The following is a 25,119-nucleotide window of genomic DNA, read 5'->3' as shown; positions in this document are numbered from 1 at the left end:
TTCGGTTTCCCCTGATAGGCGCGGGTGGCTCTGGGTGTCCCCGGTCGCTGCTGCGCGCCGCCTGGCCTCATGACGAGGCACCGTCCTGGGACCTTGGTCCCAGCGGTTCGCGGCGATCCTTCGCGTGTCCGTCAGGTAAAGACCATTTCTTGCAAGTTTCGAGAAGTCGCTGAATCAAACGTGCGCAGCGGTGTGTCATAAGGCTCGCTAGTGCCCGAGACCATGGACAGAGAGGGAGACGGCGTGGGGATACCACGCAGCAGTGGCGACCGTCGCTCCCGCGGTCGACCACAGAGGCTGCCGCACGACGCCTCCCTTATTGCGGGCGACGTGTACGAGGGAAACAAGCGGCTGGCGTGGCTGCTCGCCACCACCCGCCTCCTCGGTCCCCAGACCCGCGGCCTCAGCCGCGCCGAGTTCGTCGCTCCGATGAAGGAGCTGGGCGTCCGCATCGACTCCAGCCGCATCTCCCGCTGGGAGTCGGGCCTCGAGTACATCTCGCCCCAGCTGGTCGAGGCCTACGAGAAGGTCGCGGGCCTCCGGCCGGCCCAGATCGGCGCGGTGCGGCGTACCCTCGCCCGCGACGGGCACCTGATCACCCGACCGGCCGAGCGCGCCGGCGCCACGAGCGATCCGGGCGTCATCGACGAGCTGCTCGACGGCCTGGAGTCACAGCGGATCCGCGGCGACCAGTGGATCCGGCTCTCCGACCAGCTGCGCAGCTATCAGAGCGTCTACCTGCAGCGCCGGATCTGGCAGGACCTCACCGACCACCTGGTCGACGAGCTCGCGCGTACGGCGAGCATCCCCTACCTCGCGCGCTACGAGGCCGCAGCGGCGCTGATGAACGCACCGCAGGCACAGCCGTACCTGACCAAGAGCGTGGGTCGCTACGTGCTCGACCCGGAGACCCGGGTGATCACGCCCGTGCTCCAGGTGCTCACCGAGATCGCCGACCCGGCGGCCAGCGACCTGGTGCTGCGGCTGATGACCGCGCCCAGCGCGAAGCTGCGCAGCAGCGCCGCCATCGCGGCGTCGGCGATGATCCGGCGCGGCAACCTGGCCCCCGACCACAAGGTCCTCGAGGTCCACGTCGGCCACGAGCTCGTGCGCGGCGGGCGCCCGTCGGTGGTCGTCCTCGACCTGGCGTCGCGGCTCACCGACGACCAGTTCGAGCGGGTGCTGCGGTCGGCCACGGACGACGTCACCCGCACCACGCTCCGGCAGGCGCGCTCCAACTGGGAGCTGGTCGACTCCGAGCAGGCGCGGATCTTCTCCGACCACATCGGGCTGCACGCCGAGCTGCTGTGCGCCCGCAACTCGGCGGACCCCGACCAGATGCTCAGCCGCCTGGTGCGCGAGGCGCTCTTCCACGTCCACCGCAGCCGACGGCACCTCGCGTCGTCACTGATCCTCGCCAGCCCGTATGCGACCGCGGTCGGCGAGGTCGTGCTGCGGCTGACCAACCACGCCGACGACCGGCTCGCCTCGCTGTGCTGGTCGATGGTCGCCCGGATGACCGCGGTGATCAGCGCGACCGCGCTGGCGGAGCGGCTCGACGAGGAGGCGCGGCCCGAGCTGCGCACGCGAGCCGCCGCCGCGCTGATGTGGGTCGGCGGCGACCTGCCCGACGCCGCCGTACGCACGCTGGTCAGCACCGTCGAGGACCACGAGACGGCGCCCGACGCCGCGCGCGCCGCGATCCTCGCGCTCGGGCTCGCCGACCGCAGGGACGAGCTCAACCAGCTGCTCGTGAAGTGCCCCGACGACCTGCGCCGCCTGATCCAGTGGGCGTGCGAGCGCGGGCCGGCGGTGGCCGAGGACTGAGGGTCTCGATACGCCTCGGCCCCAGGGGGCCTCGGCTACTCGACCAACCTAGCGAGACACGACTCGGCCCCAGGGGGCCGGAGGTTTCGAGGCTCCTCGCTGCGCTCGTCGCACCTCAACCACCGGCAGTCGGTGGTTGAGGTGCGAGGCCGCCCGCGGCCGAGCCTCGAAACCTCCGACTGCTCAGCGGGTGAGGATCACCGAAGAGCCGTGGCCGAACAGGCCCTGGTTGGCGGTGATGCCGACGCGGGCACCCTCGACCTGGCGGCCGTCGGCCTGGCCGCGCAGCTGCCACACCAGCTCGCACACCTGGGCGATCGCCTGCGCGGGCACGGCCTCGCCGAAGCAGGCCAGGCCGCCGCTGGGGTTGACCGGGATCCGGCCGCCGATCGCGGTATCCCCCGCGCGCAGCAGCACCTCGGCCTCGCCGCGCTTGCAGAGACCGAGGTCCTCGATCCAGTCGAGCTCGAGCGCCGTGGACAGGTCGTAGACCTCGGCGACGTCGACGTCGTCGGGGGCGAGGCCGGCCTCCTCGTAGGCGGCGTGCGCGATCGACTCCTTGAACGTGCGCTCCGGCGCACCCGTCACCGCCGACGAGTCGGTGGCGAGCAGCGGCATGTCGATGACGGTGTTGGGGAACGTCGGCGTCACCGTCGAGACCGCGGAAACCCGCACGGGTGTGGCGATCCCGTGCTCGCGGGCGAACTTCTCGGAGGTGAGCACGACGGCCGCGGCGCCGTCGGAGGTCGCGCAGATGTCGAGCAGGTGGAGCGGGTCGGACACGACCGCGGAGCTCAGTACGTCGTCGACGCTGACCTCCTTGCGGTAGCGCGCGTTGGGGTTGCTCAGCCCGTGCTGGGCGTTCTTGACCTTCACCCTCGCGAAGTCCTCGGCCGTCGCGCCGTAGAGGTCCATCCGACGGCGCGCGTAGAGCGCGAAGTAGGCCGGGTTGGTCATGCCGAGCAGCCGGAAGCGCAGCCAGTCGGGGTCGTCCCACCGCTCCCCCGCGTTGGGCGCGAGGAAGCCCTTGGGCGTGGTGTCGGCTCCGACGACCACCGCCACGTCGGACATCCCGGCCAGGATCCGCGCCCGCGCGGTGTCGATCGCCTGGGCGCCGGTCGCGCACGCGGCGTACGACGTGGCGATGCGTGCGCCGTTCCAGCCGAGAGCCTGCGCGAACGTCGAGCCCGCGACGTAGCCGGCGTAGCCGTTGCGCACCGTCTCGCCGCCGACGACGAGGTCGACATCGGTCCACGGGATGCCGGCGTCGGCGAGCGCCGCGCGGGCCGCGTGCACGCCGTACTCGACGAAGTTGCGGCCCCACTTGCCCCACGGGTGCATGCCCGCGCCGGCGACGACGACGCTCATGAGGCCACCGGACGCCAGCGCCAGATGGTGCGGTCTCCCGCGTCGTCGGCGTAGAGCGTCTCGACGACGAGCTCGACCTCGTCGCCGACCGAGAGGTCCGCGACGCCGTAGCCCTGCGCGACCTGGCCGAGCACGACGATGCCCTCGGGCAGCTCGACGGCAGCAAGGGCGAACGGCTCGAACGGGTCGGTGGTCGGGACGTACGGCGGCGGCGGCTGGTACTGCGCGTCGGTGTAGGACCACACCCGGCCGGTGCGCGAGAGCGGCACCGACTCGTGCCGGTCGCCGGCGCACGCGGGGTTGCGGCAGAAGGCCTGCTCCGCGGTCGGCGGGAACACCAGGTTGCCGCAGGCGGTGCACCGGCTCCCCATCAACGCCGGGGCGTCGCCGGTGGTGAACCACCCCTCCACCGCCGGGCTCGTGGACACGGACATCCGTCACCTCACCGAAAACTAGAACGTGTTCTCATCGTAGCCGATGGGGTCTCGATACGCCTCGGCCCCAGGGGGCCTCGGCTACTCGACCAACCTGCTGGGCTCCTCGACCAACCTGCTGGGCTCCTCGACCAACCTGGCTGGCCTGGTCGGCAACATCCGGCGAGAAGGACGGATCTGGCCTACTGTCCGGGCTGTGAGTGACTGGCTGCCCGAGCCGCCGGAGGTCGAGCCCCGCGCCGAACGGGCGGCGCCGAAGCCGCCGTCGGTGCGCAACATCGTGATCACCCTGGTGTGCATCACCCTGCTGGGCGTCTGCCTGGCGTGGGCATTCCTCTCGATGCGCGCGGTGATGGGGGTCGGCGGCAGCTGCGCCAGCGGCGGGCCATACGAGATCGCGACGCCGTGCCCCGACGGGAGCTGGCTCATCGCGATCGCCATCCCGGTCCTGATCATCGCCGCGATGTCCGGGTCGGGCTTCGCGTCGACGATCGGCGCGCCCAACCAGCTGTTCGTGATGTGGGCGGTGCTCTTCGGGGCACTCGGCTGGAACTTCTTCGAGTTCGCGTTCGAGGACGGGGTCTCGATCTCGTTCCTGGTCTGCGGGGTGCTCTTCTGGGGCATGGCGCTGCCCGCCTGGTGGGGCATCGGCGTCGCCTTCGTGAAGCTGCTCCGCAACGAGCCGCGCCAGCTCGGCTGGTGGGCGGCGTACGCCGTGCTGCTCGCCTGCGGCGCGTTCCTCGGGCTGGCGGTCTACGTCCTGGCCTCGTGACCCGCGGGGTCGGGCTCGATCGGGATGTAGCGGGCTTCCTCGCTGACGTCGGCCCCGCGCACCCAGCGGGTGCGGACGAGCGAGACGCCCTCGGCGAGCCAGAGGTCGCTGGCCCAACGGGTGCCGGCCAGAGTCACCCGCTCCGCGAGCAGGGGCCGCCCGGCGGACGGGTCGACCCGCGCGATGACGATCTCGGGACGGAAGACGCGGCGGTCGACGTACAGCCGCTCACGCTCGGCGATCTTGGGAACCGCCCGCGCCAGGGCGCGCACCTGGTCGACGTCGCCGTTGAGCGGCACCGCGACGTCGCCGCCGTCGAGGAGCCGCGGGGGCTCGAAGCCGAGTGTGGCGACCGGCGTCCCGGCCAGGCCGGTGGCCAGTGCGCCGGCGAGCCCGGGGACCTGGTCGGGCGTCAGGTTGCCGAAGCGCGCGAGGAGCACGTACATCTCCTCGGGCGCTACCGGGGCGATCCCGATCGCGGACAGGCGTGCGGCGAGGACGCGCAGCTGCTCGAGCACCGCTTCGGGTGGCAGCAGCGCCGTGGACACCATCACCGAGATCGACCTCCCCTGGACGTCTGCCGATCGGCAGGCGGCGGGGAGATCTGAGGCGATGGGTCTCGATACGCCCGGGCCCCAGGGGGCCCGGGCTACTCGACCAGCCTAGTTGTCGTTGTCCGGCTTCGGCGGTGGGCCGCAGACGACGGTGTCGGCCGCCGTGTAGGAGGTGTGGAACTTCTCGGTGTGGTGGATCTCGTCCTCGCCGTGCTCGCGGAAGATCCGGGTCACGTCGACGTCGAAGCCCGACCACCCGGTGTTGGGCTCGCAGTCCGGCGTCGTGAGGTGGCGGGTGGCCGGCGCGCGGTAGTTGTAGCGCTCCGACTTCGTGGCCTCGATGTCCCAGACCTTGGTGGAGTACATCTCCACGTGGACCTCGCCCTGCGCGGAGCCGTCGCTCGGCACGACCCAGGAGTGGATGAGCACGCCGTAGTCGGTGTCGTTCTGGAAGCGCAGGTCGAGCGTCGGCCACGCCACGGTCGCCTCGCGGCCCTCGGGGTAGCGGTCGATGTAGAACGAGTGCGGCTTGTGCTCGATGTCCTTGAGGCCGGCGAAGAACATCGCGTTGAACGTGGTGGTCGCCATCTGCGAGACGCCGCCGCCGTAGTCCTTGACCAGGATGCCGCCCTGGATCGTGTAGCCGATCGTGAAGCCGTTCTCGGCGGTGCGCTCGCCGACGGTGTCGTTGAGCGAGAACGTCTCGCCGGGCTTGAGCACGGTGCCGTCGATCAGCTCGGCCGCGCGGCCGATGTTGACGTTGCGGTACTCGGCGTAGGGGTAGTAGGTCGTGAACTCCGAGACCTTCTCCTTGATGCCGAGGTCCTTGGCCTCCTGCGTGGTGAAGTCGGCCTCGACGACCTCGGCCTTGACCTTGCCCTCGCGCTCGCCCTCAGGGGCGGCGAGGAGATCGGTGAAGACGGAGACGACGTCCTCGATCTCGTACTCGACGCCGGGCTTGGCCGGGACGACCTTCGGCTTGCCGTTGACGAGCTCGACGGTCGCGTCGACCGGCTTGCCCTCGGCCGTCGCGCCCTTGACCAGGTCGTTGAGCGTCTTCTCGTCGATCTTCGGCACGAGCACGCCGTTGTCGGGCACCATCGACAGCGCCGGGGCGTAGTCCTTGGGCTGGAGGCGGATCTTGTTGTCGCCGAAGACGAGCACCACCGAGCGCGACATCGCCGGGTTGGCGAACTCGTCGAGCGCCGCCTGGATGTCGGCGTCGTCGATGTCGGGCTGCGCCTCCTCGACGGCGAGCTCGGCGGAGTCCTCCTCGCCGAGGTAGGCCGCGACGATCGCGTCCTCGGCGGCGTCGAGGTCGACGGCCTCGCCCGGCACCGGGTCGACGGTCTTGACGCCGTTGCGGGTGAACGTGACCTTGCCGTCCTTCGGGGGCGTGCCGAGGCCCTCGCTCAGAGCGCTGAGCTGCTCGTCGAGGCGCTCCTCGTCGATGTCGACGACGGCCTCGACGTCGTCGCCGCCGGTGAAGTAGTCCCACTGGCGGGCCGGGCTCCAGCTCTGGCCGGCGCCCGCCTCGTCGACGGAGGCCTCGTAGTCGACGCCCAGGCCGATCTCGGACGGCGTCACCTCGTCGGACTTCTCACCGGACGCGGCCTCGACGGTCACGGTGATGGGCTGCTCGGCGCGGTCGCCGAAGGCCTGCTCGAGCTCCTCGATCGCCGCGTCGCGGGTGAGCCCGCCGACGTCGACGCCCGAGATCGTGGTGCCGCGCGGCACCTTGTCACCGGCCATGCCGTACGCCGCGGCGTAGCCGCCGCCGACGAGCAGCAGGAGGACGAGCACGACCAGGATGACGATCCAGCCACCCGGCCGCTCGCGCTTGGTCTTGCCGGCCTGGCCCGGGGCCGGAGGCTGGTCCGGCGGGGGCGGGTCGGTCGGCGCGTCCCAGAAAGTCACCTGGGCATCCTAGGTATCCGGTGCGGTCGCGTCGGAATTGTCGGAATGATCCCGAATGCCGACCATCGACGCCATCAGCACCACGACCGTGGCCCCGAGCAGCACGTAGCCGCGCGCGTCGGCGGCGATCAGGTAGTCGCCCTCCGGACGCTCGGGGGTGGCCAGCCCGACGACGATCGCCCAGCCGGCGCCGTACGGCAGCCGCAGCCACCAGCCGCCCGGCAGGGCGACGAGCGTCGCCACGGTCGCGGCCAGCGCGACCGGGAGCCCCCACCAGTGACCGTGCACCAGCACGGCCGCGAGGCCCGTCGCCGCGCCGCCGACCAGGCAGGCGAGGGCGACGAGGATCCTCATGTCGCAACCGGTGGTCGAGGAGGCGCCTCAGCGCCGTCACGAGACCCCGTCACGCGATCCCGGCGAACAGGTCGGTCTCCCGGCCCTCCGGTCCGACCGGCCCCAGCTCGCCCTTCACGAGGCGGAACTGCTCGAGGCCGAGCGCCGCGGAGCCCTGGTTGTTGGACAGCGCGAAGAACGGTCCGTCGGTCGTGATCTGGGTGGCGTGCGCCTTGAGCGCGGCCATCTTCTGCTCGCCGTAGTCGCCGGCGTCGACCTCGGTGGTGATGTCGGCGTCGGGCACGAACATCGGCGGCAGCGGGCCGTCGGGGTCCCAGCTCTCGAACGCGGTGTCGTCGCCCGCCTCGCGCAGCGCGCGGAGGCCCTCGCGCATCCGGCCCTCGGAGATGCCGCCCCAGTAGATCTTCGCGACGTCCCACGCCTCGCCGAGGTCGCGTCGGTACGACGGAGCAGCGGCCAGCTGCGCGCCGTACATCGCGACGCGGTGGGCCTGGATGTGGTCGGGGTGGCCGTAGCCGCCGAACTGGTCGTAGGTCACCAGCACCTGCGGCCGCACCTCGCGGATCACCTCGACCAGGTGGGTCGCGGCCTCGGTGAGGTCGGCGCGCCAGAACGCGTTGTCGTGGATGTCGTCGGCGGCGATCGCGTGGCCGTCGTCGTGCCACTGCATGCCGGAGTCGCGGTAGCGGCCGAAGCCGCCGAGGAAGCGGTGGTCGGTCACGCCGAGCGCCGCCATCGCCGCGTCGAGCTCGCCGCGGCGGTGCTCGCCGAGCTTGTCCTCGCGGTCGGCGGCGAGGTGCTCGAGCTCGGGGACCAGGATCTCCCCCATCTCGCCGGCGGTGCAGGTCACGAGCGTGACCCCGCGCCCCTCGGCGACGTACTTGGCCATCGTCGCGCCCTGGCCGATCGACTCGTCGTCGGGGTGGGCGTGGACGAGGAGGAGGCGCAGGTCGGGCATGGGTCGAGCGTATCGGGGGGCTCGATGGGTCTCGATACGCCGGAGCCCCAGGGGGCTCCGGCTACTCGACCACCCTGGCTGTCGCTACTCGACCACCTGGGTATCGCTAGTCGACCGCCCTGGGTTGGCGCTTGATCCGCTTGGGCTGGTCGGGAAGCGGGACACCCGGGCTGGTCGAGTAGTTCGAGCCGCTGGGCGAGGACGTGTCGAGACCGTCGTCCTCGTCCAGCCATCCGTCGTAGGTCTCGACGAGCATCTCCAGCTGGATCGCCGGCGCGTCGGTGACGACGGCCCACGGGTGGTCCTCGTCGTCGTCCTCCCCCGCCAGACGCTCCCGGACGACGACGGCGTCGAAGCCGCCGCGGGTGAGGGCGAGCGCGGCCGACCGCGCGTCGTCCTCGTCGAAGAAGATCCCCCTCACTCCGGTGAGGCTACTCTGGTCCGCCGTGACCGGCCTCCACCTCACCCGCACCGAGGAGAACGTCGCCGAGATCGACGCTCTGGCGGCACTTCTGGCCGACCACGGCGGCGGCCGGGTCGGGGTCGAAGGAGTGCTGGCCGACCTGCCGCGGCGGGTACGCCGTACCTATGCGCCGCACCCGCGGCTGCTCGGGCGGAAGGTCGCGCGTGCCCTCACCTGGGACGCCACCGACCGCCGCGACCCCAATTGGTGGCCGCAGGGCATCTCGAGCTCGGTGCGCACGTCGGTGACCCGCGACGTGCTCGCGGTGTCGTGGTACGCCAAGAACGACCACGGCTCGCGGGTCAGCTTCGTCGACCTGGCGAGCCGCCGCTATCAGCACGTCCTGCTCGCCGAGCCGACGATGACCGACGGCAGTCCCGGCCTGAAGCCGCTGAAGGTGCACGCCGGCGGCATCGTCTGGCACGGCCCCTACCTGCACGTCGCGGCCACCGGCCGCGGGTTCTTCACGTGCCGGCTCGACGACCTGCTGCGGGTGACCGACGGCTCGGGGCTCGAGACCCACGGACACCGCTATGTCCTGCCGGTGCGGTTCGCCTACAAGGCCCGCACCGACGAGGGCGTCGAGAAGCTGCGCTACTCCTTCCTCACCCTCGACCGCTCGACCGAGCCGCCGTCCCTGGTGGCCGGCGAGTACGGCTCCGCCCAGCAGACCCGGCGCCTCGCGCGCATCCCGACCGATCCCGAGACCGGCCTGCTCGCCACGGACCAGGACGGCTACTCCCGCCCGGCCGTCGACGAGCGCGGCCAGGTGCGGATGCAGGGCGCGGCGGTGGCGGAGGGCGTCTACTACCTGACCGCCTCGCAGGGGCACTGGAACCCGGGCACGGTCTACGTCGGGACCCCGGGCGAGTTCCGCGCCGTCCGCTGGGCGACGCCGCCCGGTCCGGAGGACCTGGTGTGGTGGCCGGCGACCGACCTGCTGTGGTCGGTGACCGAGCATCCCCGGCGCCGCTGGATCTTCGCGATGCGGCGCGGGTCGTTCGATTCCCGCTAGCGAGCGCCCGTGCGTAGGCTGCGCGCGTGAACGACACGACCTGGCTGGCCCGCGCGATCGAGCTCGCCTCGATCAACGTCACCGAGGGCGGCGGCCCGTTCGGTGCCGTGATCGTGCGCGACGGCGAGGAGGTCGCCGACGGCCAGAACCGGGTGACCCGCGACCTCGACCCGACCGCGCACGCCGAGGTCGTCGCGATCCGCGCCGCCGCGAAGGCGGTCGGCGACTTCTCGCTCGCCGGCTGCACCCTCTACAGCTCCTGCGAGCCGTGCCCGATGTGCATGGCCTCGGCGCTATGGGCGCGGGTCGACCGCGTGGTCTACGCCGCCGACCGCGACGACGCGGCGCGGGCCGGCTTCGACGACGGCGACTTCTACTCGCTGTTCGACAGGCCCCGGTCGGAGTGGGGGCTCAGGGTCGAGGCGCAGCGGCTCGCGAGCGCGGCCGAGCCGTTCGAGGCGTGGCTCGCCGACGCGGAGCGTACGGCGTACTGAACCTGCGCGTGAGCGAGGGCGTCAGCTGCGGGCGATCAGGAGCTTGAGCCGGTAGATGAAGCCGAGGATCTGCTCCCGCAGATCCGTCCCCAAAGCCACATGACCGCTCATCGTGATGCTCCTCTCGCGGCGCAGCACCGCGCCGGTGCAGCGCCAGTACCCAGTTAGACGCTCCCCAAGCCGCAATGGTTGCTCGATGTGCGTCTGACTTCGTCCCTTGTCATCATGGAGAGGGATGGGACACGAAGTCTGGTACGCCTCCTACGGCTCGAACATGTGCCGTGACCGCCTCCTCGCCTACCTCCTCGGAGGCCGGCCGGAGGGCGCACGCCGCTCGTACGTCGGCTCCCGCACGCCCGAGGAGCCGGTCGACGACATCACGCTCGAACTGCCGGGGCGCCTCTACTTCGCCGGCGCGTCTCCGACGTGGGGCGGCGGCGTCGCGTTCTACGACCACGACGAGCCCGGGCCGACGGCGGCCCGCGCCTACCGGATCACGACCGGCCAGTTCGCCGACATCGCGGCCCAGGAGATGCACCGGCTCCCCGAGCCCGGCGACCCGATCGAGGAGGTCATCGTCGGCGGGCTGGAGACCGGCCGGCACGAAGCGGGCCCGGGGCACTACGAGACGCTGATCGAGGTCGGCCGCCACGACGGCCTGCCGATCCTCACGTTCACCGCCCCGCACGGCTACGACGCCGTGCCCCACACCGAGCCCAGTGCGCCGTACCGCGCGATGCTGGCGCAGGGCCTGCGCGAGTCCCGCGACTGGAGCGACGAGCGGATCGACGCCTACCTCTCCGCCGCCGCCGCGTCGGCCGGGACGGGCGCGCGGCGAGACGTGGGATAACACTGAGCTACCCCACGCGTGTGCGCGCGAGCTCCAGCAGCTCGGTGACGGCGGCCAGGGCGATCGCGGCCGGTGCCTTCGAGCCCGGGGCGCCGATCGGCGTGCGCACCCGGTCGATCGCCTCAGCAGCGTGCCCGAGGTCGGCGAGCTTGCCGCGGAAGCGGGCCCACTTCGCGGTGGAGCCGATCAGCCCGATGCTGGCGGGTACGCCGGACCGCAGGAGCGCGTCGAGCACGGCCAGATCCTCGGCGTGGTCGTGGGTGAGCACCAGGACGTGCGTGCCGACGGGCAGGTCGGCGACCACGAGCTCCGGCAGCACCGGCACCTCGTGCACGTGCACGTCGGCGGGGCCGGTGCGCAGCACGTCCAGCCGGTCGGCGCCGAGCTGCTCGGCGCGCGAGTCCACGAGGTGGAGCTCCAGCTCGTGGCGGCTCAGCAGCAGCGCGATCTCGTAGCCGACGTGCCCCATCCCGAACACCGCCACGGCAGGCCGCACGCCGAACGACTCGAGCAGCAGCGTCACCTCGCCGCCGCAGCACTGCACGCCGTGCTCGGCCGGAGTCCTGTCCGACAGCGCCTGCGTGAGCTGCTCCGGCGCCGTCGCCCCGTCGACGAGGAGGTCCCGGGCGCGCCGTACGGCCAGCTCCTCGAGGTTGCCGCCGCCGACGCTGCCGACCACCGCGTCCTCGGTGACGACCATCTTCGCGCCGGCGTCACGCGGCGCGTGGCCGCGCACGCCGGTCACGGTGACGAGCACCGCGGGCACCCGCCGCTCACGGCAGTCCTGGAGCGCGCGCAGCCAGTCGGTCATCGCTCGGACCCGCCCTCGGTCGCGGCGGCCCGGATCGCCCAGAAGACCGCCTCCGGCGTCGCCGGCGACGCGAGGTCCACCGACCGCCTGGCCCCGGCGGGCGCGAACGCCGCAATCGCCTCGCGGATCGCCTCGCGCACCGAGAACGCCAGCATCAGCGGCGGCTCGCCGACGGCCTTCGACCCGTAGACGACACCGTCCTCGGTGGCGCGGTCGAGCAGTGTCACCCGCATCTCGTGCGGCATCTCCGACAGGCTCGGCAGCTTGTACGTCGACGCGGCCTGCGTCGCGAGCCGGCCGCGGCCCGGTCCGTCAGAGGTGTCCCAGCGGAGGTCCTCGAGGGTGAGCCAGCCGACGCCCTGGAGGAAGCCGCCCTCGATCTGCCCGATGTCGATCAGCGGCGAGAGGCTGTCGCCGACGTCGTGGACGATGTCGACGCGGCGGACCTCGTAGGCGCCGGTGTAGCCGTCGACCTCCACCTCGGCGGCGGCGACGCCGTACGCGAAGTACTTGAAGGGCTCGCCACGCATCGCCGCCGTGTCCCACCACAGGCCCTCGGTGCGGTAGAAACCGGCGGCCCAGAGCTGGATCCGGTCGAAGTACGCCGTCCGCACCACCTCGTCCCACGACGCGTTGGGACCGAGCCGCTCGCGGACCGGCTCGAGTCGCGCGAGGATCTGCTCGCCGGCGTCCTTGACCGCACCGCCGTTGAGGTCTGCGCCGGAGCTGGCCGCCGTCGCCGACGTGTTCGGCACCTTGTCGGTGCGGGTCGGCGCGAGCCGGACCCGGTCGATCGGCACCCGCAGCGCCGTCGCAGCGACCTGGAGCATCTTCGTGTGCAGGCCCTGGCCCATCTCGGTGCCGCCGTGGTTGATGAGCACCGAGCCGTCGCGGTAGACGTGCACGAGCGCGCCCGCCTGGTTGAACGCGGTGAAGTTGAAGGAGATGCCGAACTTCACCGGCGTGACCACCAGACCCCGCTTGCGACGGGGGTTCTGGGCGTTGAACCCGGCGACCTCGTCACGTCGGGTGGCGAGCTCCGCGGTGTCGACGACCTGGTCCCACGCGCGCTCCAGGCGGTCGGCGTGCCGGACCACCTGGCCGTACGGCGTCTCCTGCCCGTCGGCGTAGAGGTTGCGCCGGCGGAGGTCCACCGGGTCGATCCCGAGCAGCGGCGCGCAGCGGCCGAGGATGTCCTCGATCACGAGCATCCCCTGCGGCCCGCCGAACCCGCGGAACGCGGTCTGCGAGGTCTTATGGGTCTGCGCGATCCGGCCGTCGACGCGCAGGTGCGGGATCCAGTACGCGTTGTCGACGTGGCACAGCGCGCGCGAGAGCACCGGCTCGGACAGGTCGAGGCTCCAGCCGCCGTCGGAGGTGAGCGTCGCCTCGAGCGCCTGGAGGCGGCCGTCGCCGTCGAACCCGACCCGCCAGGTCGCGTGGAAGCCGTGCCGCTTGCCGGTCATCGTCATGTCCTGCTGGCGGGTGAGCCGCACCCGCACCGGGCGGCCGGTGAGGCGCGCGCCGAGGGCCGCGATCGCGGCGTACCCGTGCGGCTGCATCTCCTTGCCGCCGAAGCCGCCGCCCATCCGCAGGCACTGCACGGTCACCTGGTGGCTGGAGAGGCCGAGCACGTGGGCGACGATCTCCTGCGTCTCGGTGGGGTGCTGGGTGCTCGACTGGACGAACACCTGCCCGTCGTCGTCGACGGTGGCCAGCGCGGCGTGGGTCTCGAGGTAGAAGTGCTCCTGCCCGGCCATCTCGAACTCACCGCTGAACACGTGCGCGGCGCCGGCCATCGCCTCCTCGACGTCGCCGCGCTCGAGGCGCGGCCGGAGGCCCTGGAAGCTCTCCGCCGCGATCGCCTCCGGCAGCGTCAGGATCGCGGGCAGGGGCTCGTAGTCGACCTCGACCGCGAGCGCCCCGAGCCGCGCGGCCTCGAGCGTCTCGCCGAGCACCCACGCAACTGCGTGGCCGTGATACATCACCTCGTCGGGGAAGAGCGGCTCGTCGTGCTTGGTGCCCGCGTCGTTGACGCCGGGGACGTCGACGGCGCTCAGGACCCGCACCACACCGGGGGTTTCTGCCGCCCGGGTCGCGTCGGGCCTGACGACGCGCGCGTGCGCGTGCGGGGCCTGCACCGGGTGCGCGTGCAGCAGCCCGGGGGTCCGGACGGCGACGTCGTCGGTGTAGAGCGCGCGGCCGGTCACGTGGAGCGACGCCGCCTCGTGCGGCCGGATCTCGCCGACCTCGGCGGAGGTCGGGCGCCTCGCGAGCGGTGTGCTCATGGTTCCTCCCGGCGGTTGAGGTGCGAGGCCGCCTGCGGCCGAGCCTCGAAACCCTCATACAGGCGCACCAGAGACTGCTCCAGCATCGCGGCGCGGTAGCCCGCGCTGGCGCGGTGGTCGTCGAGCGGCGTGCCGGCGCGCCCCAGGACCGCCGCGGCCTCCGCCACCACGTCGGCCTCCCACCGGTTGCGCGTGAGCAGCCGCTCCGCCTCGGTCGCGCGGATCGGCGTCGCTGCGACCCCGCCGAGCCCGATCACGGCACGGCGGACCCGGCCGTCGGCCACGTCGAGCGCGAACGCGACGGCCACCGACGAGATGTCGTCGAAGCGCCGCTTGGCGATCTTGTGGAACGCCGTGAGCTGCGCGAGCGGCAGCGGGATCCGCACCGCCCGGATCAGCTCGTCGGCCGCGCGCCCGGTCTGGCGGTAGCCGGTGAAGTAGCCCTTGAGCGGCACCACCCGCTCCCCCGCCGCCGAGGCGAGGACCACGTCCGCCTGCAGCGCGAGCAGCGCGGGCGCCAGGTCGCCGATCGGCGAGGCGGTGCCGAGGTTGCCGCCGATCGTGGCGCCGTTGCGGATCAGGCGCGACGCGAACTGCGGGAACACCTCGTCCAGAAGCGGTACGGCGCCCGCGAGCCGGCGCTCGAGCTCGCTCAGCGTCACGGCGGCGCCGAGCTCGACGTACGTCCCGGTCCGGGAGACCTCCCGCAGCTCCGGCAGCCGGTCGATCGCGACGCGGAGCGCCGGCCGGTCGCCGCGCAGGTTGGCCTCGACCCCGAGGTCGGTCGACCCGGCGACCGCGACAGCGCCGGGCTCGGCGAGCAGGTCGAGCGCCTCGGCGAGGTTGCCGGGCCGCGCGAATCCGGCGGTCCGCACGGGAGCGGCCGCCGGCGGCGCGACGGCGGTGCGGGTCGCGAGGGCGTCGTCGCCGTCGGGCGTGCCCAGCGCCGCCGCGGCCTCGACGATCGGGCGGTAGCCCGTGCAGCGGCAGAGGTTGCCGCTCAGCGCGTGCCGGTCGAACTCGCCAGCCCGACGGCCGGGCCGGTAGTACTCCGCCGCCATCGAGCACACGAAGCCAGGGGTGCAGTAGCCGCACTGGGAGCCGCCGCGGACCGCCATCTCGCGCTGCACCGGGTGCAGGGCGTCGGGCGCGCCCAGCCCCTCGGCGGTCACGACGTCCTGGCCGGCGAGGGTCGCGGCCGGCAGCAGGCAGGAGTTGATCGCCGTCCACTCGGTCTCGGCGTCGACGCCGGGCCGGGCGACGAGCACCGAGCACGCGCCGCACTCCCCCTCCGCGCAGCCCTCCTTGGCTCCGGTCAGCCCGAGCCCGCGCAGCCAGTCGAGCGCGGTGGTCTCCGGCCGCGCCGTGTCGAGCGACCGCAGCTCGCCGTTGACCCAGGCATCGGGGAGCCCGCTGCCACTCCCGTTCTCCATCCCGCAACCCTACGGCCGCGACGCCGCGGATGAGACCTGAAAAGTCAGGCGGGAGTGAGGCCCATCGCCTCGCGCATGCCGCGGGTGGCGAGCTGGTCGGCGAGCTCGTTGTCGGCCACGCCGGCGTGACCCTTCACCCAGAACCACTCCACCTGGTGCTGCGCGCACGCGGCGCTGAGCCGCTGCCAGAGGTCGACGTTCTTGACCGGCTGCTTGGCCGCGGTCCGCCAGCCGTTGCGCTGCCACCCGGCGACCCACTTCGTGATGCCGTTGCGCACGTAGGTGCTGTCGGTGTGGATCTGCACGACGCACGGCCGGGTGAGCGTCTCCATCGCCATGATCGGCGCGGTCAGCTCCATCCGGTTGTTCGTCGTCGACTCCGCCTCGCCGCCGCACAGCTCGAGGACGTGGTCGCCGTACCGCAGCACGGCTCCCCACCCGCCGGGCCCCGGGTTCGGCGTACAGCCGCCGTCGGTGTGGATCACGACGGGCGACGGCATGGCGCGATCGTACGACGCCGCTTCCGCCCCTTCCGCGCCGCCGCGCGCGGCGCTAGGGTCGGTCGCATCAAGCAATACGACCGATCGAACGCATAGATTGGGGAGGCCCGTGAACGAGGTCCCGGACATCGACGTCAGCGTCGAGATCGACGCACCCGCCGAGCAGGTGTGGGCGCTGGTCAGCGACCTCGCCCGGATGGCCGACTGGAGCCCGCAGGTGGTGTCGACCCGCATCAAGGGGGACGGCGGGATCGCGCTCGGGACCCGGTTCACCAACCTCAACCAGCAGGGCGAGATGCAGTGGGTGACGCACGCCGAGATCGTCCGGTACGAGCCCGGACGCGAGCTCGAATTCCGGATCGAGGAGAACTGGGCGGTGTGGAGCTTCACCCTCGAGCCCACGCCGGCCGGCACCCGCGTGCACCAGCGCCGGCACGCGCCCGACGGCATCTCCGACCTCTCCCGCGACCTCACCGAGGGCTTCCTCGGCGGCCAGGAGGCGTTCACGGGCGTGCTGCGTGACGGCATGACCGAGACGCTCGCCCGGCTCAAGGCCGAGGCCGAGGCGGCGGCGGGCGTCAGCCCGCGTTGAGCTCCTCGACGCGCGCGGCGAGCCGGTCGACCGAGGCCTGGAGCCGGTCGGCGGTGGTACGCCGCGCGCGATCCAGCCGCGTCTCGTCGCGCAGGTTGGTCCAGTCGTAGGTGTGCGTCACGCGCGTGGTCGTCTCGTCCACGGGCTCGAGCTCCCAGCGCCACAGGTGGCCCGGCGGGTCGGCGTCCTGCGGCGAGGGCAGCCACGCGATGCGCCGGCCCTCCTCGAACTCCACGACGTGGTTGTCGCGCACGTTGCCGCCGGAGTTGGTCATCACGAACACGTCGCCGACGGCCGTGACCCGCTGGCCCGGCTCGGCGTGGTCGAGGTTGTCGTTTCCGTCCCACGCCGGCTGCAGCGCGGGGTCCGCGATCTGCTCGAACACCTCGGCTGCGGGAGCGGCGACGACGCCGCTGGCGGACACGATCCGCTGCTCGTTCTCCATGACGACAACTCAACTCCCGCCGGGGCCGCGCCGCAACCGTTCGGTGCGCCGCGATCGGAGCGGGATCAGCCGAGCCCGGGCAGCCTGAGCCAGCGCGGCACGGCGGCGCGGTAGTCGTCGTACGCCGCGCCGAAGTTGGCGCGCATCGCCGCCTCCTCCGCGGGGATCTGCGTGCGGTCGATGACCGCCACGAACGCGGCGACCGGCAGCGGTGTCAGCCACCCGCCCCGGTGGATCGCGTGCGCGGCGAGCAGGCCCGCCATGCCGACGTACATCGGGTTGCGCGTGAGACGGAACGGCCCGCCGTCGACCAGCGCCGTCGCCCTGTCGGGCTCGAGCGGGTTGACGGTTGTCTTGTGCTTGATGAAGGCGAGGTCGGCGCCGGCGAGGAGGGCGACCGAGCCCGCTGCGACTGCGCCTGCCGCGGCCTTCCGCAGCGCGCCGGCGTCCTTCTCCGGCGCGAGGAGGTGCTGGGCGATGCCGCCGGCGACGGCGTACAGCGGCGGCGGGACGACGGGCATGGCTCGATCGTACGGCGCTGCCGGCTCGCCGACGCCCGGGCGGCGGAGCCCGGTGGCTAGTGTCGTGCGCGTGGAGCCCACCGAGAACGACCTGCCGCACCTCCGCCGCTGCGTGGAGCTCGCCGCCGAGGCGCTGGAGGCCGGGGACGATCCGTTCGGTTCGGTCCTGGTGGACAGCGGCGGGGCCGTCGTCGCCGAGGACCGCAACCGCGAGACCTCGACCGGCGACCCCACCGCCCACCCCGAGCTCGCCCTCGCACGCTGGGCCGCCCTCAACCTGACCGCCGAGGACCGCGCCGGCGCGACGATCTACACCTCCGGCGAGCACTGCCCGATGTGTGCGGCGGCGCAGGGCTGGGCCGGCGTCGGACGCGTCGCCTACGTCGCGTCGAGCGCGCAGCTCACCGAGTGGCGCGACGGGTGGGGACTGCCGCCCTCGCCACTCGCCCCGCTGTCGCTGCGCGACGTCGTCCCCGGCATCGAGGTCGCCGGCCCGGCGCCGGACCTGGTCGACGAGATCCGCGCGCTGCACGAGGCGTCATACCTCCGGAGGTCCGGGCGGGCCTGAGCGTTCCTCGGGCCGCCCGGACCGACCCGGTCAGCCGATAGCGGCGCGCACGATCTCGGCGACCCGCTTCTCGGTCACGTCGTCGAGCTCCTCGAAGTACCAGGCTGCGGGCATCAGGAGCCCGTCCTCGCCCCCGGCCGGCGTGAACGCGGCCTTCTCGCTCACGCCGAGGCTCATCCGCTCGTCGTGCCGGAAGAACACGAGGACCGGGCTGCTCGCCGACAGGGCATAGCCCGGCATGCCGTACCAGATGCGCGGCTTGAGCTCGGGTGCGGCAGCGACGATCACCTCGTGCATGCGCTGCATGACCCGGCGCGCGGGCTCGTCCATCCCGGCGATCTTGTCGAGGACCTGCTGGAGGTTCTTGTCGTCCTTGGTCACGACCGATGTCCTTTCGTCAGCCGGCGTCGATGCCGGCACCATGAGTTGGTGCGCCCGTAGGCGCAGCACCCCATCCGGACATGTCCTGACGATTCAGGCCTCTCCGCAATGATTCAGGCGATCGGTCGCCTGGGAGCGCAGCGGGTGGCGGGTCGGGCCGCCACGCCGGTCACGCTAACACGCGGCTCCGGTCACGATCCCGGCTCGGGTGCGAGCAGCTTGCGGTAGAAGACCGCGGACTCGTCGAAGCCGAGCCTCTCGTAGAACGGGCCGGCTCGCCGGGTCGCGAGCGCGACGTACGCCGCCCCCTCGGCCGCGGCCCGGCCCTCTGCCGCCGACATGAGCGCCCGGCCGACGCCGCGGCCGCGGACGCTCTCCTGCACCATCAGCTCCTCGACCCACACGACCGGGGCGTTGGCGAACAGGGTCTGGTGGAGGTGCGCGACCAGGTAGCCGACGATGCCGCCGGGCTCGACCGCACCGAGCGCCAGCGAGTCCTCGGCTGTGAGCAGCGCAGCGTAGGACGCGGAGAACCGCGGGCGCTCGGGCGTGAACGAGGTCGCGAAGTCGCGGGCCAGCTCCCAGACCGCGGCCTCGTCCTCGGGCCGGAGCGGGCGGATCTCAGGCACGCGCATCGCCGCAGGCGCGCGACCACACCCGCAACGCGGCCTCGACCTGCTCGGGCTGCTCGAGGTGGACGTTGTGTCCGGCGTTGTCGAGGGCGAGGTACGTCGCGCGGGGGTAGTGCGCGAGCAGGTCGAACTGGTCCTCGTAGCCGACGATGTGGTCCTGCCGGCCGGTGACGACCAGCACCGGCCCTGCGAACGGAGGAGCTCCCGACTCGGGCGCACGCGTGAGGAAGTAGCGCTGCGACAGCCGCTCCATCGCGTCCGGATCGGCGGCGCGGATGCCCGGCAGCGCGTGCCTTCGGAACGCCTCCCACGAGGCCCCGACCTGGCGCACCGCGACGCCGGTGAACTCGTCACGATCGGCGGGCGGTAGGGAGCGGAGCAGGTCGTCGTCACGTTCCGCGACCACCTGTGCGGGGCGCCTGCGCCGGGCGGCGTCGGGGTCGACGACCGGAGCGATGAGTGCCGCGCCCAACACCTGGCTCCCGAGCTGGGCAATCACGTGGCGGGCGAGCAGGCCTCCGAGGGAGCTTGCGAGCAGCCCGAACGACCGCGACCCGACGAGGCCCCGGACGGTGCCGACCACCCAGTCCGCGAGCTCCGGTAGTCCGCCGATCCCGTCCAGCGGCGGCGTACCGCCGAATCCGGGGAGGTCGAGGTAGATCCGCTCCCACCGACCGGTGTCGGCCAGGCAGTCGTCGAGCGCGAGCAGCAACCGGTGGTCGACCCCGTTGCCGTGGATCGCGATCAGGGGCACTCCCTCGCCCCTCCGGACGAGGTTCGGTGGCGTGCTCACTTCATCCCGCTAGACGTTGAACCGGAACTCGACGACGTCGCCGTCCTGCATGACGTAGTCCTTGCCCTCCATCCGGACCTTGCCGGCCTCCCGGGCCTTGGTCATCGCGCCGGCGGCGACCAGGTCGTCGTACGACACGATCTCGGCCTTGATGAAGCCCTTCTGGAAGTCGGTGTGGATGACGCCGGCGGCCTCGGGCGCGGTGGCGCCCTTGGGGATCGTCCAGGCGCGCGTCTCCTTGGGCCCCGCCGTCAGGTAGGTCTGGAGGCCGAGGGTGTCGAAGCCCACCCGGGCCAGCACCTCGAGGCCGGGCTCGGTGACGCCGGCCTCCGCGAGGAACTCGCGGGCCTCCTCGTCGTCGAGCTCGACCAGCTCGGCCTCGAACTTCGCGTCGAGGAAGATCGCCTCGGCGGGCGCGACCAGCTCGCGCATCTGGGACTTCAGCGCCTCGTCGCTGAGCTCGTCGGCGTCGCAGTTGAAGACGTAGATGAACGGCTTGGCCGTCAGCAGCGAGAGCTCGCGGAGGAGCGAGCGGTCGATCGAGGTGGCGATGATCGGCGTACCCGCCTCGAGCGCCGCCTTGGCCTCCTGGGCGGCGGCGAGGTTGGCGGCGAGGCCCTTGACCTTGCGCGCCTCCTTCTCCAGCCGCACGACCGCCTTCTCGACGGTCTCGAGGTCGGCGAGGATCAGCTCGGTCTGGATCGTGGAGATGTCGTTGCCGGGGTTGACCTCCCCGTCGACGTGGGTGACGTCCTCGTCGCGGAACACGCGCGTCACCTGGCAGATCGCGGCCGACTCGCGGATGTGGCTGAGGAACTTGTTGCCCAATCCCTCGCCCTGCGATGCGCCCCGGACGATGCCGGCGATGTCGACGAACTCGACGGTGGCGGGCAGGATCCGCTCCGACCCGAAGATCTCCGCGAGCTTGGGAAGCCGGTCGTCAGGGACGCCCACGACGCCGACGTTCGGCTCGATGGTGGCGAACGGGTAGTTCGCCGCGAGCACGTCGTTCTTGGTCAGCGCGTTGAAGAGCGTCGACTTGCCCGCGTTGGGGAGACCGACGATGCCGATGGTGAGTGCCACGGGGGGCGAGTCTAGGGGCGCCCGCAGCGGCGCCGTGAATCAGCGGTGCGCGCGTGAGCTCACTCGACGCGGCGCTCGACGACCTGCTTCTCCTCGGTCTGGGTGGTGCCGTCGGCGTCCTCGGTCTCGCGGGTGATCACCTCGCGACGCTTGAGCCGCGACCGGGCCACGAACGCGAGCCCGCCGAGCATGAGGATCAGGCCGAGCACCCGCACGTCCAGCCAGGACGACTCCGCCTTGAGCGCGAACGTGAAGATCGCGCCGACGATGATGAGGACGATTCCCGGGGCCATGCCGTCGGCGGTACCCACCCGGACCGTCGCGATCCATCGACTCGGTCACAGCGAGGGCGGAAGGGCGAGGGCCCTCCCGCCGAGAGGTGGCGGGAGGGCCCTCCTTGGGGAGGTGCGAAGGGTCAGGACCCGTAGAGCGCGCGCACGCCGGCGGCGTCAGAGGCCTGGAACTCCAGGTCGTCCGAGCTGCCGTTGCACTGGGGGTAGTGCATGATCGACGCGGCGTCGTACGGCGTCAGCGGCCGCCAGTTGTTGTCCTCGAAGCAGGTGCCGGACTCGGGGCGGGTGTGCTCGTGCCGGAAGCCCAGGGTGTGGCCGAGCTCGTGGGCGATGATGTCGCCGGGCTCCCAGTTGCCCGAGCTCCAGATCGAGTTGTCAACGAGCACGTTGCGCGAGCGCTTCGGCGTGCTCGGGAAGAACGCGCGGGCGATGTACTGGCTGGTGTTGACCGGCTCGACAGAGAACAGGATCGACGAGTTCCGGGTGTTGCAGTTCGCGTCGTGGGCGGGGACGTAGACGAAGTCGACCGCCGAGGAGGCGTTCTCCCACAGCGCGGCGCCGGCGGCGAAGGCGGAGACCATCCGCGCGTGGTCGGAGCCGAACTTGGTGCTGACGCAGTACGTCAGGTTGCCGACCTGCGAGGCGCTCCACTTGTCGTCGCGGCCGTTGACCGTGTTGACGATCAGGCCCTCCTCGTCGGCGTGCTTGGCCGTGGCGACCATCGAGTCGTAGAACTGCCGCAGGCCGCCGTGGCTGCTGATCGGCTCGTCGCCGTTCACGATGTACTGGCCGTCGGTGTCCTGGTAGGTCGACGCGGCGAACTCCTTGTAGGTAGGCACCTCGCCGTCGCCCTGCGCGGCGCCGGCAGTGGTGGCGCCGGCGACGGCGAGGCCGAGTCCCGCTACGGCCGCTGAGATCTTCGCGATCCGGGATCGATTCATGGAATTCCTTTCCGAGAAGGGCGTGGGGCTGGGTAATCGAACCGCTCCCCCGCCCGTCGGACAACAGATCGTCCGGCTCAGAAATCGGAACGCTGACGCGCTGCAGATATCTGCGGGTCCACGTCGTCGGGCGCGGCCTCAGCCGGCGCTGGGACCGGTGCCCCGAGCGAGCGCACTCCGGGGCGGGCGAGGAAGAGCACCATCACGACCACCATCGCGCCGCCGTACACGGCGAACGGGACGGGCGTCGGCGAGGCCGCGGCCAGGCCGCCGAACCCCGCCATCGCCGCCGGAATGAGCACGTCGTCGCCGAGCGCCAGGATCGACGCCATCCGACCGACGTAGGACTCGTGGACGACCGCGAGGAAGAGCCCGCCCAGCGCGACCGACGCGGCGCCCGCCGTGATGCCGATGACGGCGCAGGCGCCGATCAGCACTCCCCGGCCTCCGACGCCGAGGGCGACGACGGCGGCGCCCTGCACCACGAGGAGCCCGAAGCCCCAGACCGCGAGACGCACGGGCTGCCGGCGCGCCAGGATCAACGACCCCGCGGCAGCGGACAGCGCGACCACGGCCTCGGCGACGCCGAGCAGGTGCGCACCCCAGCCCGCCTCGCTGGCCCGCAGCGCGACGCCCAGCGCGAGGGCAGGACCGACCACCAGGTTGAGCCCGGACAGCGCCAGCACCAGGCTCCGCACCGTCGGCTCGTCCCGGAGGTGCTGGAAGCCGGCTCGGAGCCCGGCCAGGACCGAACCGCTCGGGTCGCGCGCCAACGGGTAGCGCGGCCGCAGGAGCAGGAGGTAAGCGCCCATGGCCAGGAACGTCGCGGCGTCGACAGCAGCGCTGGCGCCCAGGCCGCCGACGCCCACGACGACGCCGCCGAGCGCGGCTCCGAGCATGGTGCCGATCCGCTGCGCCGTCTGGGAGAGGCCGGCGTACGCCGGGAGGTCGTCGCGTCGCACGAGCTGGCGCGGAACGGTGGCCGCGCAGGGGTCGTAGAGCGCGTCGGCGACACCGAACGTCACCGCGACGACGACGAGCAGCGGGATCGGCGCTGTACCCAGCAGGTCCACGAGCCCGACTCCCAGCAGCACGCCCGCGCGCACCGCGTTGGTCACCCTCATCACGCGGAGCGCGTCGCAGCGGTCGGCGACCACCCCGCCGTACAGGAGGACAAGCGCGCGGGGCACGGTGCCCGCCGCGACCACCAGGCCGGCGACCGCCGGAGAGGCGAGCTCGACGGCGGTCCAGGCAAGAGCGACGGTCCAGAACGCGTCGCCGGCCCGGGAGACGGCGGACGCGACCACGTAGCCGTGGACCAGCCGGTCGCGGGCGAAGGGCGGGGCGCCGTCGAGGGCGCTCGGCGCGCTCACGGACGGGTGGGGAACGCGTGCAGGAAGAGGAACACCGGCTCGCGCTCCTGCCCGTCGTCACGGTCGATCTCGGAGGACCACTCGGCGGCGGTCTCCAGCAGCCTGCGGCCGAGCTCCTTCAGCTCGGCGGCGGTGGCGACCGTCCCGAGGTCCGAGGAGGTCGCGGCCTCCCGCCACTCCTGCGACGAGTCGTCCGCTCGACGCATCCATTCGGCGAGCTTGCGAAGCTGGTGGTCGATGTTGGCGCGCTGCGCGGCCCGAGCCGTCATCCGGTCCACGACCGTGGCGAAGTCGTCGACCGACCACGAGATCGAGGAGCTCTCGAGGCGCCACCAGCTCGTCCGCCGGTCGTGGGCGAGCTCGGGCACCCGGGCGACGACGTCCTGCCGTTCGAGGACCCGCAGGTGGTGGCTGATGCTGCCGACCTGCTGGCCGAGCGCATCGGCCAGGGCGCCGACCTGGGCCGGCCCGTTGACGCCGAGGTAGTCGATGATCCTGCGCCGGGTCGGGTGATGGATCGCACGGATCTTGTCGATGCTGGGCATGCGGCGACCGTCGCAGGACGCGGTCGGTTCCACAAGAGTTCTTGTACATCTCCCGCCGGCCCGACCGCACCCGTCGCCGCGTAGGGTCTCGGTCGTGCGGATCGCGACTTGGAACGTCAACTCCCTGCGCTCCCGGATCGACCGCGTCGAGGCGTTCCTCGAGCGGCACGACATCGACGTGCTCGCGCTCCAGGAGACCAAGGCGCGCGAGGACCAGCTGCCGCTGATGGGCATCCAGGCAGCGGGCTACGAGATCGCCGCCGTCGGGCACAGCCAGTGGAACGGGGTGGCGATCCTGAGCCGGGTCGGGCTGGACGACGTCGAGGTCGGCTTCCCGGGCATGCCGGGCTGGGGCGACCCGGTCGCCGCGGAGGCCCGCGCGGTGGGCGCGACCTGCGGGGGCGTCCGCCTCTGGAGCCTGTACATCCCCAACGGGCGCAAGCCCGACGACCCGCACTACGTCTACAAGCTCGACTGGCTCCAGCGGCTGCGCGAGGCGGCGGCCGCCTGGCAGGACGCGCCGACCGCGCTGGTCGGCGACTGGAACATCTGCCCCACCGACGACGACGTCTTCGACGTCACGCAGTTCAAGAACTCCACGCACGTGACCCCGCCGGAGCGGGCGGCGTTCCAGGCGTTCCTCGACGAGGGCTGGAGCGAGGTCACCCGCAAGCACGCGCCGGGCTACACCTACTGGGACTACTACCGGCAGCGCTTCGAGCGCGACCGTGGGCTGAAGATCGACTTCGTGCTCGGCTCCCCCGGCTTCGCGGAGCGGGTCACCAGCGCGTTCATCGACCGCGACGAGCGCGACCCCACGGTGTTCAGCGGCGCGCCGTCGGACCATGCGCCGGTGGTGGTGGACCTCTCCGACTGAGTCGTAGGAGTGAGAGTGACCTATAGACCACTCTCAC

General features: G+C 72.3%; 29 protein-coding genes. 8 read left to right on the top strand and 21 right to left on the bottom strand.

Annotated features, from left to right (window positions below):
• Positions 1-330 precede the first annotated feature (330 nt).
• On the top strand, positions 331-1,827 hold the full coding sequence (locus HNR19_RS04565) for a hypothetical protein (protein ID WP_179666832.1): 1,497 nt from the start codon (positions 331-333) through the stop codon (positions 1,825-1,827).
• Positions 1,828-2,010: 183 nt separating this feature from the next.
• Here the strand turns inward: HNR19_RS04565 and HNR19_RS04560 are convergent, their stop codons facing one another.
• Positions 2,011-3,195 carry a lipid-transfer protein gene (locus HNR19_RS04560; RefSeq protein WP_179666831.1) on the bottom strand — a complete coding sequence of 395 codons (1,185 nt, stop codon included), beginning with the start codon at positions 3,193-3,195 and terminating at the stop codon, positions 2,011-2,013.
• Positions 3,192-3,629: a Zn-ribbon domain-containing OB-fold protein gene (locus HNR19_RS04555; RefSeq protein ID WP_179666830.1), complete on the bottom strand. Its 438-nt coding sequence runs from the start codon at positions 3,627-3,629 to the stop codon at positions 3,192-3,194. The genes HNR19_RS04560 and HNR19_RS04555 overlap by 4 nt, the downstream gene beginning before the upstream one ends.
• 196 nt (positions 3,630-3,825) lie before the next feature.
• Here HNR19_RS04555 and HNR19_RS04550 point away from each other — a divergent pair, with 196 nt between their 5' ends.
• Positions 3,826-4,401, top strand: coding sequence for a hypothetical protein (locus HNR19_RS04550; protein WP_179666829.1), 576 nt, complete (start codon positions 3,826-3,828; stop codon positions 4,399-4,401).
• Here the strand turns inward: HNR19_RS04550 and HNR19_RS04545 are convergent.
• The 5 genes from HNR19_RS04545 to HNR19_RS04525 form a co-directional block, all read right to left on the bottom strand.
• On the bottom strand, positions 4,383-4,955 hold the full coding sequence (locus HNR19_RS04545; RefSeq protein WP_179666828.1) for a 2'-5' RNA ligase family protein: 573 nt from the start codon (positions 4,953-4,955) through the stop codon (positions 4,383-4,385). The two genes, HNR19_RS04550 and HNR19_RS04545, sit on opposite strands and share 19 nt — an antisense overlap.
• A 108-nt stretch (positions 4,956-5,063) precedes the next feature.
• Entirely contained in the window at positions 5,064-6,872 is a 1,809-nt protein-coding gene (locus HNR19_RS04540) for a VanW family protein (protein ID WP_179666827.1), read from the bottom strand.
• Between the two features lie 9 nt (positions 6,873-6,881).
• A complete protein-coding gene (locus HNR19_RS04535) occupies positions 6,882-7,226 on the bottom strand; it encodes a hypothetical protein (protein WP_179666826.1) in 345 nt (114 codons plus the stop codon).
• Positions 7,227-7,275: 49 nt separating this feature from the next.
• Positions 7,276-8,184: an N-acetyl-1-D-myo-inositol-2-amino-2-deoxy-alpha-D-glucopyranoside deacetylase gene (gene mshB, locus HNR19_RS04530; protein WP_179666825.1), complete on the bottom strand. Its 909-nt coding sequence runs from the start codon at positions 8,182-8,184 to the stop codon at positions 7,276-7,278.
• Positions 8,185-8,290: 106 nt separating this feature from the next.
• Positions 8,291-8,605 (bottom strand): hypothetical protein, encoded by a 315-nt coding sequence (locus HNR19_RS04525; protein WP_179666824.1) that lies wholly within the window; start codon positions 8,603-8,605, stop codon positions 8,291-8,293.
• Positions 8,606-8,630: 25 nt separating this feature from the next.
• On the opposite strand from HNR19_RS04525, the gene HNR19_RS04520 reads away from it, so the two are divergent.
• From HNR19_RS04520 to HNR19_RS04510, 3 genes are all read left to right on the top strand, one after another.
• On the top strand, positions 8,631-9,662 hold the full coding sequence (locus HNR19_RS04520; RefSeq protein WP_179666823.1) for a hypothetical protein: 1,032 nt from the start codon (positions 8,631-8,633) through the stop codon (positions 9,660-9,662).
• A 26-nt stretch (positions 9,663-9,688) separates the two neighbouring features.
• Entirely contained in the window at positions 9,689-10,156 is a 468-nt protein-coding gene (locus HNR19_RS04515) for a deaminase (protein ID WP_179666822.1), read from the top strand.
• Positions 10,157-10,391: 235 nt separating this feature from the next.
• Positions 10,392-11,006 carry a histone deacetylase gene (locus tag HNR19_RS04510; protein ID WP_179666821.1) on the top strand — a complete coding sequence of 205 codons (615 nt, stop codon included), beginning with the start codon at positions 10,392-10,394 and terminating at the stop codon, positions 11,004-11,006.
• 7 nt (positions 11,007-11,013) lie between these two features.
• Here the strand turns inward: HNR19_RS04510 and xdhC are convergent, their stop codons facing one another.
• The 4 genes from xdhC to rnhA are packed head-to-tail and all read right to left on the bottom strand — an operon-like array spanning position 11,014 to position 16,038.
• Complete coding sequence (gene xdhC / locus HNR19_RS04505; protein WP_179666820.1) at positions 11,014-11,817, bottom strand: xanthine dehydrogenase accessory protein XdhC; 804 nt, start codon at positions 11,815-11,817, stop codon at positions 11,014-11,016.
• Positions 11,814-14,105: a xanthine dehydrogenase molybdopterin binding subunit gene (gene xdhB / locus HNR19_RS04500; protein WP_179666819.1), complete on the bottom strand. Its 2,292-nt coding sequence runs from the start codon at positions 14,103-14,105 to the stop codon at positions 11,814-11,816. The genes xdhC and xdhB overlap by 4 nt, the downstream gene beginning before the upstream one ends.
• Positions 14,102-15,538, bottom strand: coding sequence for a xanthine dehydrogenase small subunit (locus tag HNR19_RS04495; protein WP_179666818.1), 1,437 nt, complete (start codon positions 15,536-15,538; stop codon positions 14,102-14,104). Before HNR19_RS04495 ends, xdhB begins: the two co-directional genes overlap by 4 nt.
• A gap of 44 nt (positions 15,539-15,582) precedes the next feature.
• Entirely contained in the window at positions 15,583-16,038 is a 456-nt protein-coding gene (gene rnhA / locus HNR19_RS04490; RefSeq protein WP_179666817.1) for a ribonuclease HI, read from the bottom strand.
• Positions 16,039-16,147: 109 nt separating this feature from the next.
• Here rnhA and HNR19_RS04485 point away from each other — a divergent pair, with 109 nt between their 5' ends.
• Positions 16,148-16,630, top strand: coding sequence for an SRPBCC family protein (locus HNR19_RS04485; protein ID WP_343047048.1), 483 nt, complete (start codon positions 16,148-16,150; stop codon positions 16,628-16,630).
• Here HNR19_RS04485 and HNR19_RS04480 read toward each other — a convergent pair.
• On the bottom strand, positions 16,617-17,075 hold the full coding sequence (locus tag HNR19_RS04480; protein ID WP_179666815.1) for an SRPBCC family protein: 459 nt from the start codon (positions 17,073-17,075) through the stop codon (positions 16,617-16,619). The two genes, HNR19_RS04485 and HNR19_RS04480, sit on opposite strands and share 14 nt — an antisense overlap.
• A gap of 65 nt (positions 17,076-17,140) precedes the next feature.
• Complete coding sequence (locus HNR19_RS04475) at positions 17,141-17,596, bottom strand: methyltransferase family protein (protein ID WP_179666814.1); 456 nt, start codon at positions 17,594-17,596, stop codon at positions 17,141-17,143.
• Between the two features lie 70 nt (positions 17,597-17,666).
• On the opposite strand from HNR19_RS04475, the gene HNR19_RS04470 reads away from it, so the two are divergent.
• Entirely contained in the window at positions 17,667-18,164 is a 498-nt protein-coding gene (locus tag HNR19_RS04470; protein WP_343047047.1) for a nucleoside deaminase, read from the top strand.
• Between the two features lie 30 nt (positions 18,165-18,194).
• On the opposite strand, the gene HNR19_RS04465 is transcribed toward HNR19_RS04470, so the two are convergent.
• The 8 genes from HNR19_RS04465 to HNR19_RS04430 all read right to left on the bottom strand — a co-directional run bounded on the left by HNR19_RS04465 (position 18,195) and on the right by HNR19_RS04430 (position 24,205).
• Complete coding sequence (locus HNR19_RS04465; RefSeq protein WP_218910143.1) at positions 18,195-18,545, bottom strand: DUF1801 domain-containing protein; 351 nt, start codon at positions 18,543-18,545, stop codon at positions 18,195-18,197.
• A 191-nt stretch (positions 18,546-18,736) separates the two neighbouring features.
• Positions 18,737-19,174, bottom strand: coding sequence for a GNAT family N-acetyltransferase (locus HNR19_RS04460; protein WP_343047046.1), 438 nt, complete (start codon positions 19,172-19,174; stop codon positions 18,737-18,739).
• Positions 19,167-19,970, bottom strand: a complete 804-nt coding sequence (locus HNR19_RS04455) for an alpha/beta fold hydrolase (RefSeq protein ID WP_179666810.1) — start codon at positions 19,968-19,970, stop codon at positions 19,167-19,169. The genes HNR19_RS04460 and HNR19_RS04455 overlap by 8 nt, the downstream gene beginning before the upstream one ends.
• A 9-nt stretch (positions 19,971-19,979) precedes the next feature.
• Positions 19,980-21,053: a redox-regulated ATPase YchF gene (gene ychF / locus HNR19_RS04450; protein WP_179666809.1), complete on the bottom strand. Its 1,074-nt coding sequence runs from the start codon at positions 21,051-21,053 to the stop codon at positions 19,980-19,982.
• A gap of 59 nt (positions 21,054-21,112) precedes the next feature.
• Complete coding sequence (locus HNR19_RS04445; RefSeq protein WP_179666808.1) at positions 21,113-21,346, bottom strand: hypothetical protein; 234 nt, start codon at positions 21,344-21,346, stop codon at positions 21,113-21,115.
• A gap of 122 nt (positions 21,347-21,468) precedes the next feature.
• A complete protein-coding gene (locus tag HNR19_RS04440) occupies positions 21,469-22,287 on the bottom strand; it encodes a M57 family metalloprotease (protein WP_179666807.1) in 819 nt (272 codons plus the stop codon).
• Positions 22,288-22,364: 77 nt separating this feature from the next.
• Entirely contained in the window at positions 22,365-23,660 is a 1,296-nt protein-coding gene (locus HNR19_RS04435) for an MFS transporter (protein ID WP_179666806.1), read from the bottom strand.
• Positions 23,657-24,205 (bottom strand): ArsR/SmtB family transcription factor, encoded by a 549-nt coding sequence (locus HNR19_RS04430; protein ID WP_179666805.1) that lies wholly within the window; start codon positions 24,203-24,205, stop codon positions 23,657-23,659. The genes HNR19_RS04435 and HNR19_RS04430 overlap by 4 nt, the downstream gene beginning before the upstream one ends.
• Positions 24,206-24,299: 94 nt before the next feature.
• Between HNR19_RS04430 and HNR19_RS04425 the strand changes: the two genes are divergently transcribed.
• Entirely contained in the window at positions 24,300-25,082 is a 783-nt protein-coding gene (locus tag HNR19_RS04425) for an exodeoxyribonuclease III (protein WP_179666804.1), read from the top strand.
• Positions 25,083-25,119 lie beyond the last annotated feature (37 nt).

The sequence above is a fragment of the Nocardioides thalensis genome, from assembly GCF_013410655.1.
Classification (GTDB): domain Bacteria; phylum Actinomycetota; class Actinomycetes; order Propionibacteriales; family Nocardioidaceae; genus Nocardioides; species Nocardioides thalensis.
The sequence above is the reverse complement of the archived record's forward strand: the minus strand, read 5'-3'. Positions and strand labels throughout refer to the sequence as shown.

Bases quoted from the DNA above. Each gene is read 5' to 3' on its own strand.
- HNR19_RS04445 (WP_179666808.1), bottom strand. From the start codon at position 21,346: ATGGCCCCGGGAATCGTCCTCATCATCGTCGGCGCGATCTTCACGTTC.
- xdhC (WP_179666820.1), bottom strand. From the start codon at position 11,817: ATGACCGACTGGCTGCGCGCGCTCCAGGACTGCCGTGAGCGGCGGGTG.
- HNR19_RS04510 (WP_179666821.1), top strand. From the start codon at position 10,392: ATGGGACACGAAGTCTGGTACGCCTCCTACGGCTCGAACATGTGCCGT.
- HNR19_RS04440 (WP_179666807.1), bottom strand. From the start codon at position 22,287: ATGAATCGATCCCGGATCGCGAAGATCTCAGCGGCCGTAGCGGGACTC.
- HNR19_RS04480 (WP_179666815.1), bottom strand. From the start codon at position 17,075: ATGGAGAACGAGCAGCGGATCGTGTCCGCCAGCGGCGTCGTCGCCGCT.
- HNR19_RS04560 (WP_179666831.1), bottom strand. From the start codon at position 3,195: ATGAGCGTCGTCGTCGCCGGCGCGGGCATGCACCCGTGGGGCAAGTGG.
- HNR19_RS04555 (WP_179666830.1), bottom strand. From the start codon at position 3,629: ATGTCCGTGTCCACGAGCCCGGCGGTGGAGGGGTGGTTCACCACCGGC.
- HNR19_RS04430 (WP_179666805.1), bottom strand. From the start codon at position 24,205: ATGCCCAGCATCGACAAGATCCGTGCGATCCATCACCCGACCCGGCGC.
- xdhB (WP_179666819.1), bottom strand. From the start codon at position 14,105: ATGAGCACACCGCTCGCGAGGCGCCCGACCTCCGCCGAGGTCGGCGAG.
- HNR19_RS04535 (WP_179666826.1), bottom strand. From the start codon at position 7,226: ATGAGGATCCTCGTCGCCCTCGCCTGCCTGGTCGGCGGCGCGGCGACG.
- HNR19_RS04495 (WP_179666818.1), bottom strand. From the start codon at position 15,538: ATGGAGAACGGGAGTGGCAGCGGGCTCCCCGATGCCTGGGTCAACGGC.
- mshB (WP_179666825.1), bottom strand. From the start codon at position 8,184: ATGCCCGACCTGCGCCTCCTCCTCGTCCACGCCCACCCCGACGACGAG.
- rnhA (WP_179666817.1), bottom strand. From the start codon at position 16,038: ATGCCGTCGCCCGTCGTGATCCACACCGACGGCGGCTGTACGCCGAAC.
- HNR19_RS04475 (WP_179666814.1), bottom strand. From the start codon at position 17,596: ATGCCCGTCGTCCCGCCGCCGCTGTACGCCGTCGCCGGCGGCATCGCC.